Below are 14104 nucleotides of genomic sequence, written 5' to 3' on the forward strand. Positions count from 1 at the left end.
CGCTTCGATGCGGTCTATGTTGGGCACTTTAAGTGCAACAATAAGCGCATTGCCGACTACCCCAATCTGAGCAATTACGTGCGTGAGTTGTTTCAAGTTCCGGGTGTGGCGGAAACCGTGGATCTGACCCATATCAAACGGCACTACTACTTCAGCCACCGTTCGATTAACCCGGACGGTATCGTGCCCTTGGGTCCGGTGCAGGATTTTTCCGCAGGTCACGATCGAGCCCGTTCCTTTGGGTGAGCCGTCTACCATAAACTAAACAACAGCATTGCAAAATTGGTGACAAATCCACCTAGGGCCTGTGGTAGGATGGGCCCCGCGAAATGAACTGCTTAGAGCCTACCAATGAACCGAACGTCACTTGATAAAAGCAAAATCCGAATCCTGTTGTTAGAGGGTGTACACCAGAGTGCACTCGATTCCTTGACCCGAGCTGGTTATACCAATATTGACAACGTTAAGGGCTCCTTGCCCGAGGCGGAGTTACTCGAGCGTGTCAAGGATGTCCATTTTATCGGGATACGCTCCCGAACTCAGCTCACCGCCGAAGTGTTTGCCGCCGCAGAGCGGCTGGTGGCGGTGGGTTGTTTTTGTATCGGTACCAACCAGGTCGACCTGGCTGCGGCCTCGGAGCGCGGCATTGCGGTGTTTAATGCCCCCTTCTCGAATACGCGCTCGGTTGCCGAACTGGTGCTAGCCGAATCGATCCTACTGCTGCGCGGTATCCCCGAACGCAACGCCGCATGCCACCAGGGTGGCTGGTTGAAATCTGCCACCAACAGCTATGAAATTCGCGGTAAAACTCTGGGCATCGTTGGTTACGGCAGCATTGGCACCCAATTGGGCATTATGGCCGAAAGCATGGGCATGGAAGTTGTTTTCTACGACACCATTACCAAGCTTCCGCTCGGCAATGCCCGACAGGTCGGCTCGCTGAATGACTTGTTAGGACTGGCCGATGTGGTCACCTTGCACGTACCGGAAACGGCATCCACCAAGTGGATGATGGGCGAGGCGCAGTTTGCGGCCATGAAACAAGGCAGTGTTTTTATCAATGCCGCGCGCGGTACGGTAGTCGATATCGATGCCTTAGCTGCGGCCTTGCGCGCGAAGACCGTACTCGGTGCCGCGATCGATGTGTTCCCGCTGGAACCGCGTACCAATGATGAGGAATTTCAATCGCCCTTGCGCGCCTTCGACAATGTGATTTTGACCCCGCACATTGGCGGCTCCACCCAGGAAGCGCAATTCAATATCGGCATCGAGGTGGCGGAGAAACTCGCCAGCTACTCCGATACAGGTACCTCCTTATCGGCCGTTAACTTCCCCGAAGTCGCCTTGCCGGCGCATCCAAATGCGCATCGCATACTGCATATTCACCAAAATATTCCCGGCGTGCTGTCGGAAATTAACCAGGTGTTTTCTGAAAACCGGATCAATATCATGGGCCAATATCTGCGCACCTCCGACAATATCGGGTATGTGGTGATCGATGTTGCCCAAGACTGTTCGGAAGTAGCGCTGGAAAAGGTGCTGCAGGTTAAGGGTACCATCCGTGCTCGCGTGTTGTTCTAAGCTGCTCAGGCAACCATGGTGAAGCGCTCGGCAACCTTGACCCTGTTCTGTCTGCTGGCCCTGTCAGCTTGCAGCAATCGGGCGGTGGACACCGAGACGACCCGCTGTGCTTTTGCAGACAGTCCGCGGACCCCGGCACCGGCCTTTATCTGTGATCCGGATATCAGCGGTTTTCCGGTGACCGTCCTATTGGCATCCGAACCCAGTGCCGAATCGGTCAGCGAGCGCATTAACCGCACGCTGACCGAGCAGATCACGCTCTGGGCCGATAGTTGGTCCCAGGCTTGGTACCAATCTGAGGCCAGTCAACTGGCCGCCAATGAATTCCTCTTAGATACCCTCACCGACATGGCTCGGGTGGTTCGTTCGCGGGCCAGTCCGACCGGCACTCTGTGGCTCATGGTGGGCCTGCCAATGACCGTCGTGGACGTACGCACCCAGACATTGGCCACCGTGCCGCTGCGCTAACTTTCCTGGCCATCCGCTGGCCTGTGTGTCTCCCCTCTTGCCTTCCAGCTGCCTGCTTACCCTGAGTCGAATGCACTCCCCATTTGCCTTAGGGCACAGCCTTGCGTGGGACAGCAGTTTTTTTTTGCACTGCTAGACTTAAGCGATACAGAGAGTCCTGTTTGGAGATGTTCAATGGCTACGCCCAAAAGTTTAGTTCGGCCGCAAAAGGGTTTTTCAATTCGTATCCGTACCATTGCGTTGATTTCCACAATCATACTTTTAATGCTGGTGGCCAATAGCTTTATCGTCTTAAAGATTCGCTCCATCAATGAGCAAGTTGACGCTCAGTCAGGCCTGATTTCCACCCAGAGAACGTTGGTGTCACGGCAAGAGAGTTCTATTCTGGTGCAGCAGGAGGTTATCGACCGAGTGGCCACCATTGCCGAGACCATTAACCTGGTCAATGAAATGAACTACTGGTATTTCCAAGGTGCTCTTACCTTGATTATTCAATCGGTTGAGTCGGGCCGCCGCATCGAAACCAAACTGCAAAGCCAGTTAGCCAATCTGGAAAAAAAGGACCCAGAGAACAAGACTCGATTCGACCAAGCCCGCGAGGAAATTGAAACCTTTAAGCTCTATGCCGAACGGATGTTTAAGATGTTCGAAACCAATTCGGTATCGATGGGAAAATCGATGGGCGATGGCGCCAAGGACCAGGCCGATAAAATCCTCGCCATTTTGGAGTCTTTGCGCAACGAGTACCAACAGGAACAGAACGGCTCGATGGATCAGATCGTCGCAGACGCCATGGATTTCGCTGCCGCCAGCGATTCGGTAGCCAGTGCCGGTGCGAATATCCGTGGTCAAGTGGACTCCTCATCGATCATGGCCATCAGTATCACGGCCGGGGCATTGTTAATCGGTAGCATCCTAGGCCTGGTTTTTCTGCGCGGTTTGTTGATTCCCATACAGCGTCTGACCCAAGTTATTCAAAATATTGAATCGACCAATAATGTCACCCTACGCACGCAATATTTGCGCCGCGATGAGCTCGGTTCAATTGCCCAGGCGTTTGACGCCATGATGGATAAGTTTCAGGGCACCATCAGTCGCATGTCTGACAGCGCGGGCGAGTTAATGGCGATCGCCAACACCGCTCGGGATGCCAGCGGCAACCTCTCGGTCAGTGTGCGCGCGCAACAGAATGAAACCGACATGGTCGCAGCTGCGACCACGGAGATGTCTGCCGCGGCTGCCAATATTAAACAGAATACCGATGTCGCCTCCGAACTGGCCCAGAGTGCCCGACAGACCGCCGAACTCGGCCGCCAAACCATGGAAAATAGCGTGCGTAGCCTCGATGAACTCTCGCAAGGGGTCTCGTCCGCATCAAAGGTTATCGCCAATCTGGCCAACAACACCGATGACATCGGCAGCGTATTGGACGTCATTCGTGGGATCTCTGAACAGACCAACCTGCTGGCCTTAAATGCCGCCATTGAAGCCGCCCGAGCTGGTGAGCAGGGGCGCGGTTTTGCCGTGGTGGCCGATGAGGTGCGCAATCTAGCCCGACGCACCCATCAGTCAACCATCGAAATACAGGAGACCGTGGGCAAGCTGCAGGACGGTGCCAAATCTGCGGTTGCCGAAATTGAAAAAAGCAAGATTAGCGGCCTGGATAATATGCAAAAAATCCATGAGGCCGCCAACACTATGGCAGAGGTCGCCAAGGCCGTGGATCAAATTAATGAGTTAAACAGTCAAATTGCTCAGGCCTCATCAGAACAGTCGGAAGTGGCGGGCAGCATCGACGCCTCCATCAATCGCATTTCGGGCCAGGTTAACGACCTGTCGGCAAATGCCGTGGCACGTGAAGAGGCCGCTGAAGCCTTGCGCGATATTAGTGAACAACTCAAGGGCCTAGTGGATACCTTTTTGACTAAGTAATAACCTTGCAGGGAGTCTGTGTTTCGTTAGGACTAACGCAGAGCAGGCACAGGTTTGCGCCGATAAAAAAAATCCTCAGACTTACAACAGCACCGAACGATTAATCGGCTAAAAGAAAAGGTCCGCCATGGCAAGGTTCCTAGCAAGGTCTACACTAAAAAGGCGAGAGAGTTTATTAATGATTAACTGACCAATCCAAAGGAGGAGTGTTATGAAGTGGCTGTTTCTTTTAATCATCATAATAGCTGTTGTTATGTTGGGTGCAGCCATGGTTTTTATCGATGCCGGCATCCTGCGAGATTCTGTTATTTGTGTGCTTGGCGCCCTGCTGGGTTTTTTAATCGCCTTTCGTATGCAGGCCCGCTACACCCTGTTGCGAGATGATTAACTATCTTCAAAATGGAGTAAGAGCTTCGGCTCGCCGTTTTTCGGCCACCGCCGCCTACATTCGATAAGCCCTCAAGCGTCGACGCTAAGGGGGTTGGTTAAGTCAAAATGAAGAATATTATTTAGATTCAATCCAATAACAATATTCCACCTAGACGTTAAGTCATCCTTTTCATATCAAAAGCACACCCTAATGGGCAGAGGTTTGATTAGGTGGATTTTACTTAATACTAAGCAAAGAGGCCTTCTGCGAAAGCTCGGAAGCAGTTAATTTATCCCCCGTTATGAGGTGATTCTCGACTACAACAAAAAGTAAAGGAATAGATATTATGATGAAAAAAACACTTGTTACCGCATTGGCTATCGCCGGCGCGACTATGGGTTCTCAGGCGATGGCTTGGGATGAAGGTAGCCTATTGGTTTGGATCAATGCTGACAAAGGCTACAATGGCTTGCAAGCCGTGGGTGATAAATTTGCTGAGGAAACAGGCGTCGAGGTAAAGGTCGAAACACCTGATTCTGTCACCGAAAAATTCCAACAGGAAGCATCTATTGGAAAAGGGCCAGACATCTTTATCTGGGCGCATGACCGCTTTGGTGATTGGGCTAAATCGGGTCTGATCACGCCGGTTGTACCGAGTAGCGCTGTTAAGAAAGCACTGGATGACTCGTTCTGGGGTGCGGTCAGTTATAACGGTCAGATCTTTGGTTACCCCATCGCCGTCGAAGGTCCAACGCAAATTTGTAACGCTGACATCGTTAGCAAGCCCTTCAAGAGTATTGCAGATGTTAAGGCCGCCGCGCCCGGTTTAGCCGAGCAGGGTAAGCAGTCGCTGATGTGGGACTACAATAATACTTACTTCACCTATGGCTTCCTGACCGCCGAAGGGGGCTTTGCGTTTGAGAATGTTGCCGGCGTTTACAATCCGAAAGTTACGGGTATGGCCAACGACGGTACAAAAGCTGGCGCGGCCATGATCAAAGATCTAATCGACTCGGGTATTATGGCTGAGGGTGTTGATTACGGTGTATTCGACGCCGCCTTTAAGGCCGGTGAAGTGGCCTGCGTCATTAACGGTCCATGGGCTTGGGCGGATTACGAGAAAGCCGGCATCGATATGATTCTGGGAGCCTATCCAAAGATTGGCAAAGGCACACCTAAGGGCTTTACCGGTATCTTATCTGCGGCGGTGAACGCTTCTACGCCGAACAAAGAATTGGCGGTGGAGTTTTTGGAAGCCTATCTGCTGACCGAAGATGGCCTGAAGATGGTCAATGACGATCGTGCTTTGGGTGCCGTCACTCATAAGAAATTTATGAAGTCTTTGGCAAAAGAAAGTGGCACCTTAGCCGACGCCTACAAAGTATGGCAAGCCGGTGAACCCATGCCAAACATCCCAGAAATGGGTGCCTTTTGGAGCAATATGGGCCCAGCCTTGACTGCCATCACTCAGGGTCGTCAAACGGTCGTGGAAGCGCTTGACGATGCAGCAGCTCGCATCGTGAAGTAAGGCACCACAAGCATAGGGTGGTGGCCGGTCTTGCCGGTGACTACCTTGCAGATAAGCGCTTATGCACTGTTGCTAGCGATAAGCGTTTTTTCTTGCAACTTTTCCGAACGAACTTTTTTATTTGAACTACAGTTCAGGCGCAGCTGTAATCCTAGGTGAGTGACCAGCCACTATTGAACATTCCGAAAAACTTCCCATTAAAATTATATCGATGAGAACCATGTCAGTTTGGCTTAACAAAGCAACTTACCGATAGGTTTCTTTCTTAACTAAACTTTGCACGCTTGAAAATGAGGTCTCTATATGGCAAATATAAATGCCATCCCGATGGTGCCGGAAGCTGCCGCACTGGAAAGATGGAAGGTATGGACGCAATATATTGTCGTTACCCTGCTCTCGGTATTTTTCCTCTATGTTACCCTAACGATGTATGCCAAAAATGAAATTCTTTATGGCACCTTTGTGCTGGTATTTACCGCGACCTTTGGCTTTGTTTTTCTATCTGAAAAAGCCTATGTTTGGCGCTATGTTTTTCCCGGTTTGGTTGGTGTGTTTGTCTTTGTTATTTTTCCTATCATGTATACCTTGGGGTTAACCTTTACCAACAAGTCGAACCTACACCTGCTATCCTTCGCCCAATCAAAGGCCTATTTTCTGCAGCAAGCCTATGTCGCTGAGGGGTCTCATGATTACCCGCTGACCCTCTTGATGGACGGTGACAATACCCAGTTGATGCTTGAAGATGCCAACGGCGCCCTGTATGTCAGCGAACAATCGTTGCCCATGACCCATACCGAGATGATTGTGGTAAAACTGGTGCCCAGCGATGGCGTACCGAACTTACCTATAGCGCCTGACAAGACATTCTTTGCACAGCTCAACCAGTTAGCGAATATTCAGTTGGAATTGCCAAATGGCACGCTATTGGTGAAATCCAAAATACGAGAATATGGTGAGAAATATTCCTTATGGCGGGTCGCAGCGGATGACACCGCTGTTCTGGTCAATCAACTTGATGGCAGCCGATTGCGCGCCGACTTGGAACAGGGGTTCTTTGTCGACGCGTCGGGTGAATACGTCACGCCAGGATTTCAGGTCAATGTCGGATTCGATAACTATAAGCGCATCCTGACCGACAAAGGGATGTTTGGTCCCTTTCTACAAATCTTCACCTGGACAATGTTCTTTTCTATTTTCACCGTGATCGCGACCTTCTTTATTGGTATGACCATCGCGAGCTTTGTGCAATGGGAGCCGATTAAGATTCGCGGCCTCTATCAGGTTTTGCTGATCTTACCCTATGCCGTGCCGGGCTTTATTTTGATCATGATCTTCAAGGCACTCTTTAATCAAAATCTGGGGCAAATAAACTATGTGCTCGATGTCCTGTTCAACATCGCCCCAGATTGGAATTCCGACCCCCATTTTTCGCGCCTGATGATTTTGATCGCGAATCTATTTATGGGTTATCCCTATATGTTCATTCTCAGCTTGGGCATGCTCCAGTCCATTCCGAAGGACCTCTATGAGGCCTCCAGCTTAGAAGGTTCCGGGCCACTCAATAATTTCTTTCGCATTACCCTGCCGCTGGTTACCCGGCCGATGCTGCCGTTGTTAATCGCATCCTTTACCTTTAATTTTAATAATTTTGTCCTGATCCAACTGCTTACGCGCGGTGACCCAATTATCATCGGTTCCAACCCACAGGCGGGCGAAACGGATTTGCTGGTGAACTATGCTTTCCGCCTGGCCTTTATGGGGGATACTCAGGATTTCGCCCTGGGTGCCACCATCTCGACCTTCATCTTTTTAATGGTTGGCATTATGGCGGTGATCTATCTTAAAGCGGCCAGAATAGAAGTCGGCCGAAAATAACTCCAGCGGAGAGTGCAGCATGGTTAAATCAACATCCTTTACCGCTCGTATCTGGGGCGTACATATTTTCTTGATCACTTTTTTATTTTTCGTGATCTATCCATTGGCCTACGTGGTGTCGATATCTTTTCGGACCGGCCATACCCTGGTCGATCCACAGAATTTTCTGATTCCATCCGATCCGACCTTGGAGCATTGGGCTCTGGCTCTAGAGCAAAACTATACCGGCATGAACCCACTGAAAAAGGATCTCGACGGCGTCGATCAGGTGAACTTCAACAATGGTATTGGCGACGTGGCGTTTAATGCCGACGGATCTTGGACCCTAAGGGCCAACACCAGCTTCAGTGAAGAAGACTTCCCGATCCAGTCCTACATGGCCATTGCGTATTTAAATGAAGTGGGCGACAAGGTGGCGCTCAGCGGGTCCGACTCAGACGGTCTGATCGGCCGTCAGCAGATCGTTCTCGACCTGCCCGGTCAGCGCAGTCGCTATGGGCCGGATGTCCTGTTTCTGGATCCGGCCGGTAGCGTGAGCAGTGAGCTGACCGTCTATGCCAAGCCCCCTGGGGCTACCCGAACCACGCTGCAATATGGCGGTGCCTATGTCTCGAAGCCGGTTTTCCCAGTCCTGAGTTGGTTGATGAATACCGTTAAGGTTGCCGTGATCACAGCAACTCTGGTACTGCTCTTGTCAACGACCAGCGCCTATGCCTTTGGCCGGTTGGGTTTTACCGGCAAGGGACCGATGTTAAAATCCTTGTTGGTTATTCAGATGTTTCCCAATACCTTATTTTTAACCGCGCTCTATCTGATCTTTGAGAAGTTAGGCAGCTTTATCGGCTTGATGGAATTGAATTCGCATTCGGCGCTGATCATCGGTTATATGGGCTCTATGGCATTAAATATTTTCATGATCATCGGGTACTTCGACACCATCGATGCGGCGATGGAAGAGTCGGCCTGGATCGACGGTGCAACCCCCTGGCAGACCTTCTATAAGATCTTGCTGCCATTAAGCGTACCGATACTGGCGGTAGTCTTTATTCTGACCTTTATCGGTATCGTCAATGAGTATCCGTTGGCTTCTATTCTGATCTCCGATCTGAATAAGATGACCTTGGCAGTCGGAGCGCAACAGTATATACAGGCACAAAATGCACTTTGGGGTGACTTCGCTGCAGCGGCGGTTCTGGCCGGCATCCCAATCACCATCGTCTTCTTGATCTGTCAAAAATTCTTAGTCAGCGGTCTGACATCCGGGGGGGTCAAAGGCTAGTACGATCGCCGCTGTTGTCAAAGCCCGCCTCGAGCGGGCTTCTTTTTGGCTGAACATTGCAAAACGTCGGGTGTGGCCGGTAAGGTCATTTTGCAAATAAATCGGCCTGGGGGGATAAATGACCTAAAATTCAGCTAGAGATCGAGTAAGCTAGTCTTAATTAAACGAGGAAGTCTGATGTCCGAACCCACTGAAAGCTTGCTGATCGGCCCGGAACACTTTTTAAATCGAGAGTTGTCGCTATTAGAGTTCCATCGCCGAGTTATGGCGCAGGCGCTGGACAGTCAGATTCCATTGCTGGAGCGCCTGCGCTTTCTCTGTATCTCGAGTACGAACCTCGACGAGTTTTTCGAAGTCCGGGTGGGTGGTTTAAAAGAGCGTAATGAGGCCGGCATGACCTTGCCTGGCGCAGACGGTCAGACCCCTGAGCAGCAATTGGAAAAAATTGCCATCCATGCCCATGTCTTGGTGCAAGACCAATACCAGATTCTTAACGAGACGCTGCTGCCCCTCCTGGCTGAGGCCGATATAGTCGTAGTGAAGCGGGAAAATTGGAGTCAGGCTCAAATCGCTTGGCTGCATGAGTATTTTCATCAAGAAATTCTACCGCTGCTCAGCCCGATTGGGCTCGATCCGGCCCACCCCTTTCCACGCATCCTGAATAAGTCATTGAACTTTATGGTGTTCTTGCAGGGTAAGGATGCCTTTGGCCGCAACAGCGGTCAGGCGATCGTGCAATGCCCGCGATCCTCGCCCAACCTGGTGCGCCTAGAGGTGCCGGGAGAAGAGTCGGCCAACCACTTTGTTTTCACCTCATCGATTATCCACTTTTTTATGGATGAAATTTTCTTCGGTATGACGGTCAAAGGCTGCTACCAGTTCCGAGTGACGCGCAACTCTGAGCTGTTTGTCGATGAAGAAGAAACCGAAGATCTGCGTCGTGCCATTGAAGGGGAACTGATCTATCGGCAGTTTGGAGATGAGGTGCGGCTGGAGATAGCCGAAAACAGTCCCGACCAGATGGTGGCGTTTCTCTCCAAGCAGTTCGAAATCAAGAGCCCCGACATGTATCGGGTCAATGGCCCGGTCAACCTGAATCGACTGGTCGGGCTGATCGATATGGTCGGGCGTCCGGATCTGATGTACCCACCCTTTGAAGCGAATTATCCAAAGCTGCTCAAACGTAAGGGCAATGTTTTTGATGCGATCAGTAAATCGGATATTCTCTTGCATCACCCCTTCGACTCTTTTCTGCCCGTGGTCGATCTGATCCGGCAGGCGGCGAAAGACCCTCGGGTTCTAACGATAAAACAGACCCTTTACCGTACGGGCTCCAAGTCGATCATTGTCGACGCGTTAGTAGCCGCCGCTAAGGCCGGTAAGGAAGTGACTGTTGTCATCGAGCTGTTGGCGCGCTTCGATGAGGAAGCCAACGTGGCCTTGGCAACCCGTCTGCAGGAATATGGCATTCATGTGGTCTATGGTGTTTTTGGCTATAAAACCCATGCCAAGCTGTTGATGGTGGCGCGTAAGGAAGGCAATCGACTGTGCCACTATGTTCATATGGGTACCGGTAACTATCATCCTAAAACAGCGACCATCTACACTGACTATGGTCTGATGACCAACAATAAGCAGATTGGTGATGACGTCAATCGGATCTTCCTACAGCTCACCAGCTTGGGTCGAATGTCGAAACTGGACCGAGTACTGCAAGCGCCGTTTTCGTTGCATAAGACCCTGGTGCGCTACATCGAACGTGAGACTCAAAACGCCCGAGACGGCAAGCCGGCTCGAATCATCGCCAAGATGAATTCATTGTCTGAGGATGTTCTGGTGCAAAAGCTTTACCAAGCAAGTCAAGCGGGCGTGCAGATCGATTTGATTGTGCGCGGTGTTTGCCAGGTCACTCCAGGCTTGCCTGGGGTATCCGAAAATATCCGGGTGCGCTCGGTGGTTGGACGATTCCTAGAACACACTCGGGTGTTTTGTTTCCACAACGCAGGCGAACCCGAGGTGATATTGGCCAGCGCCGATTGGATGACCCGTAATATGTTTCATCGGGTCGAAACCGGCTTCCCACTGTTACTCAAGAAAATTCGCGAGAAGGTGATTGAGGACTTAGAACTGTACCTGCGCGATACGGCCCAAGCCTGGCAACTGAGCAGCGACGGCAGCTACCAGAAGGTATTGCCGGAGGACGGTGTTGAAGCCTTATCAGCGCAAATGACGCTCTTAGCGCAAGCAACGCAATAGCTAGTCGCTCAGTCCGATCGGGTGAGTCAGGGTCAAAGCCCCCGGGCCCTTCTTCATTAGGTTGGCCTCGGCGGCTAAGCCCGCCGCTGCCAACGGTTGTGCTTCCCACCAGGCTGGAGGGGCGTTAAACACCAACGCGCCGTGCTCAACACTGATCGACCAGCCGATGTCTTGGAACTCATTGCGGGCCCGAGTTAGGATGCAGGCCAAGCGAAATATTTGCAGCACCACGACAAAGGGGGCGACATCTTCCTTGGGCAACTTGTCGAGTACCGACCAATCCGGCTTCTTGCGTTGATTGCGCACTAGGTAGGCGAGACGATTTTGTTCATCATAGCTAAAGCCGGCCAGGTGGCTGTGTTCGATAATATAGCCGCCGTGCACATGGAACTGGTCGTGGTTGATGTCCAGACCCACTTCTTGCAGTAGGCAAGCCCAGCTCAAGTAGTCCAGCCAGCGGTCATCGAGAGCCATTTTTGCTTGAACCTGTTTGAACAGCTGGAGCGCAATCCGCTGGGTGCGTTGGGCGTGGATCGCATCGGTATGAAAACGTTTGGCCAGCTCGGTCACCGATCTCTCACGCATATCCGAGATGCTGTCGTAGCCGAGTAAATCAAAGAGCACCCCTTCGCGCAACGCCCAAGGCGAGGCTTCCAGTGTATTCAACTTAAGCGCCTGCATGCAGGCGCGGAGCACGATCAGGCCGCCCATGAAGACCGGCTTACGGTCATTGCTCAGGCCGGGCAGGTTCAAGGCCTCGATCGTCTTCGCCTCGAGGCAATGTTTTATCAGCCATTTTAAGCCGTCGGGGGTAATGGCCGGGTGGCCGCTCTTCTGGTCGAGGATGCTGGCGATGGTTTTAATGGTACCGGAACAACCAATGGCGCGTTGCCATGTTTGCTGGCGAAACATATTCTCGAATGGTTCAATCTTCTGTAGGCAATAGATCTCGGCGGCCTTAATGGCGGCCTTGTTGATTTCGCCGTGGGCAAAAAAACGTTTGGTGATCGAGACACAACCCATGCCCAGGGATTCCAGCGTCGAAGGCATAAAATCTTGGCCGACGATTAATTCGGTACTGCCACCGCCTATGTCGATCACCAGTCGGGTTAGGTGGTCGTCCTCAATACCAAAGGCAACACCCTGATAGACCAGACGCGCCTCCTCGGCACCGGAGACGATATGAATACCGACCCCTAGAGTCTGTTCGGCTCGCACCAAAAAGGGCGCCGCATTGACTGCCAAACGCAGGGTCCGGGTGCCGACGGCCCGGACTCGGGCTGACGGCAAATGGGCAATGCGTTGCTGAAAACGGCCCAAGCAATCGAGCGCCCGTTGTTGCGAAATATCGTCCAGGGCATTGTCTTCGTCGAGGCCATAACCCAGTAGAACGGATTCCTTCAGGCGATCGATGATCGTCAATTGACCGTTTGATACCTTCGCAATGATCATATGAAAGGAGTTCGAGCCCAGATCGATAGCGGCAAACTCTTCATCGCGATTTCGCCAGAAACCAGAAATTTTCAACATCACGCTACTCTTAAATTGACTTAAACCGTGAAACCCTTCTAACTGACCAGTCTATCACCTAAACAATTCAGGAGCCTGCTTTGACGATACATACCTTTTCTGGCAAACAGCCGCAGTTGGGCGAGCGCGTGTTTATCAGTCCGGCCGGTTATGTGCTCGGCGATGTCACCCTCGGCAACGACTGCTCAGTCTGGCCCGGGGCCGTAATTCGTGGCGATATGCAGCGCATTCAGGTCGGTCAACGGACGTCGGTACAGGACGGCGCGGTGTTGCACATCACCCATGCCAGTGCCTACCACCCCGAAGGCTTTCCATTGACCATCGGCAATGATGTGACCATCGGGCATCAGGCCTGCCTGCATGGCTGCAGCATTGGTAATGAAGTTCTGATCGGCATCGGTGCGACTGTTCTGGACGGTGCCCAGATTGAAGATCGGGTTATCTTGGCCGCCGGCGCCTTGGTGCCCCCGGGCAAGGTCTTGGTGTCCGGCTTTCTCTATAAGGGCAGTCCCGCGGCCGCGGCGCGCGCCTTAAGCGATGCCGAACTGGACTACTTCCGATACACGGCCGGTAATTACGTTAAATTAAAGGATCAATATATCAGCGAGGGGCTCGGCGAGTAGTAACCTAGGGGGTATCGTGGGCGGGCCGGTCGGTTGTGCGCGCAGCGTTGAACAGCCTTCGCTAGGGATTACCTCAAGCGCCAGTGATCACAACCATCACCGGTCATTACTCTGACGGTCAGATGCCAGTGTCATAGCTGAAGAAGTTACCCAAGGTAACAATTTCTCGTACAGTGGCTGTTACCCAGTCGGGTAGGTATCGAACTGGAAATCGCCGGTTTTCATGCACCATTTTGGGTATTAGCTATCCAAGCCAGCCCTCAGATAGAGCGGCCGAGGTGGCGTCTTTTTGCCCGACTTAGACAGAGGCGACCGCCTAATAGACTTCCAAATCGGCGTCTTGATGTTCGTTTCGCAAACGCTGCTGCTCTAAGTGATCTTCAATCGCGCGTCGTGCCGCTAAACGTCGGTGATTGTCATTACGCTTATTTGCACTGCCATCTGCTGGCTTGTGCAGCCCTGAATCTTCAATGTTGGAGAGCTCTAGTTTAAAAAGGTTGCTAGTCATAGATAGTAATTCCCTCATGGTAACGGCAGCTGGTATATGTCCGCTGTGCGTTGATCAAGAATCAGCTTGCGATTCGCGGATCAGTCTATTCGTTTCCTATTTCATTTCTGTGAAATGCATCGAAGGAGTGCGGCCACATTGGTTACATATTGTA

General features: G+C 51.8%; 11 protein-coding genes and 1 pseudogene. 10 read left to right on the forward strand and 2 right to left on the reverse strand.

Features of this window, described 5'->3' with window-relative positions; all coding sequences use genetic code 11:
- From AC4FIC_RS12665 to ppk1, 9 genes and pseudogenes are all read left to right on the forward strand, one after another.
- Positions 1-246 (forward strand): annotated as a pseudogene (locus AC4FIC_RS12665) (glutathione S-transferase family protein); the annotation flags it as partial.
- 105 nt (positions 247-351) lie between these two features.
- Positions 352-1581: a phosphoglycerate dehydrogenase gene (gene serA / locus AC4FIC_RS12670; RefSeq protein ID WP_100255812.1), complete on the forward strand. Its 1230-nt coding sequence runs from the start codon at positions 352-354 to the stop codon at positions 1579-1581.
- 15 nt (positions 1582-1596) lie between these two features.
- The gene (locus AC4FIC_RS12675; RefSeq protein ID WP_476194184.1) at positions 1597-2049 is read left to right on the forward strand and encodes a hypothetical protein; all 453 of its coding nucleotides are present in this window, start codon (positions 1597-1599) and stop codon (positions 2047-2049) included.
- Between the two features lie 174 nt (positions 2050-2223).
- Entirely contained in the window at positions 2224-3981 is a 1758-nt protein-coding gene (locus AC4FIC_RS12680; RefSeq protein WP_273285368.1) for a methyl-accepting chemotaxis protein, read from the forward strand.
- A 211-nt stretch (positions 3982-4192) separates the two neighbouring features.
- Positions 4193-4369: a hypothetical protein gene (locus tag AC4FIC_RS12685; RefSeq protein ID WP_273285370.1), complete on the forward strand. Its 177-nt coding sequence runs from the start codon at positions 4193-4195 to the stop codon at positions 4367-4369.
- Between the two features lie 328 nt (positions 4370-4697).
- Positions 4698-5879 (forward strand): maltose/maltodextrin ABC transporter substrate-binding protein MalE, encoded by a 1182-nt coding sequence (malE, locus tag AC4FIC_RS12690; RefSeq protein WP_273285371.1) that lies wholly within the window; start codon positions 4698-4700, stop codon positions 5877-5879.
- A 303-nt stretch (positions 5880-6182) separates the two neighbouring features.
- Complete coding sequence (gene malF, locus AC4FIC_RS12695; RefSeq protein WP_273285373.1) at positions 6183-7754, forward strand: maltose ABC transporter permease MalF; 1572 nt, start codon at positions 6183-6185, stop codon at positions 7752-7754.
- Between the two features lie 19 nt (positions 7755-7773).
- Positions 7774-9033 carry a maltose ABC transporter permease MalG gene (gene malG, locus AC4FIC_RS12700; protein ID WP_273285375.1) on the forward strand — a complete coding sequence of 420 codons (1260 nt, stop codon included), beginning with the start codon at positions 7774-7776 and terminating at the stop codon, positions 9031-9033.
- A 177-nt stretch (positions 9034-9210) separates the two neighbouring features.
- Complete coding sequence (ppk1, locus tag AC4FIC_RS12705; protein ID WP_287418413.1) at positions 9211-11289, forward strand: polyphosphate kinase 1; 2079 nt, start codon at positions 9211-9213, stop codon at positions 11287-11289.
- Here the strand turns inward: ppk1 and AC4FIC_RS12710 are convergent, their stop codons facing one another.
- Positions 11290-12819, reverse strand: a complete 1530-nt coding sequence (locus tag AC4FIC_RS12710) for a Ppx/GppA phosphatase family protein (protein WP_273285379.1) — start codon at positions 12817-12819, stop codon at positions 11290-11292.
- An 80-nt stretch (positions 12820-12899) separates the two neighbouring features.
- Here AC4FIC_RS12710 and AC4FIC_RS12715 point away from each other — a divergent pair, with 80 nt between their 5' ends.
- A complete protein-coding gene (locus AC4FIC_RS12715; protein WP_273285381.1) occupies positions 12900-13442 on the forward strand; it encodes a gamma carbonic anhydrase family protein in 543 nt (180 codons plus the stop codon).
- Between the two features lie 316 nt (positions 13443-13758).
- On the opposite strand, the gene AC4FIC_RS12720 is transcribed toward AC4FIC_RS12715, so the two are convergent.
- A complete protein-coding gene (locus tag AC4FIC_RS12720; protein ID WP_100255819.1) occupies positions 13759-13950 on the reverse strand; it encodes a PA3496 family putative envelope integrity protein in 192 nt (63 codons plus the stop codon).
- Between the last annotated feature and the right edge of the window lie 154 nt (positions 13951-14104).

It is taken from the genome of Reinekea sp. (assembly GCF_982785585.1).

Excerpts from the sequence above, each read along its gene's own strand:
- serA (WP_100255812.1), top strand. The coding sequence starts at position 352 with ATGAACCGAACGTCACTTGATAAAAGCAAAATCCGAATCCTGTTGTTA.
- AC4FIC_RS12675 (WP_476194184.1), top strand. The coding sequence starts at position 1,597 with ATGGTGAAGCGCTCGGCAACCTTGACCCTGTTCTGTCTGCTGGCCCTG.
- AC4FIC_RS12680 (WP_273285368.1), top strand. The coding sequence starts at position 2,224 with ATGGCTACGCCCAAAAGTTTAGTTCGGCCGCAAAAGGGTTTTTCAATT.
- AC4FIC_RS12685 (WP_273285370.1), top strand. The coding sequence starts at position 4,193 with ATGAAGTGGCTGTTTCTTTTAATCATCATAATAGCTGTTGTTATGTTG.
- malE (WP_273285371.1), top strand. The coding sequence starts at position 4,698 with ATGATGAAAAAAACACTTGTTACCGCATTGGCTATCGCCGGCGCGACT.
- malF (WP_273285373.1), top strand. The coding sequence starts at position 6,183 with ATGGCAAATATAAATGCCATCCCGATGGTGCCGGAAGCTGCCGCACTG.
- malG (WP_273285375.1), top strand. The coding sequence starts at position 7,774 with ATGGTTAAATCAACATCCTTTACCGCTCGTATCTGGGGCGTACATATT.
- ppk1 (WP_287418413.1), top strand. The coding sequence starts at position 9,211 with ATGTCCGAACCCACTGAAAGCTTGCTGATCGGCCCGGAACACTTTTTA.
- AC4FIC_RS12710 (WP_273285379.1), bottom strand. The coding sequence starts at position 12,819 with ATGTTGAAAATTTCTGGTTTCTGGCGAAATCGCGATGAAGAGTTTGCC.
- AC4FIC_RS12720 (WP_100255819.1), bottom strand. The coding sequence starts at position 13,950 with ATGACTAGCAACCTTTTTAAACTAGAGCTCTCCAACATTGAAGATTCA.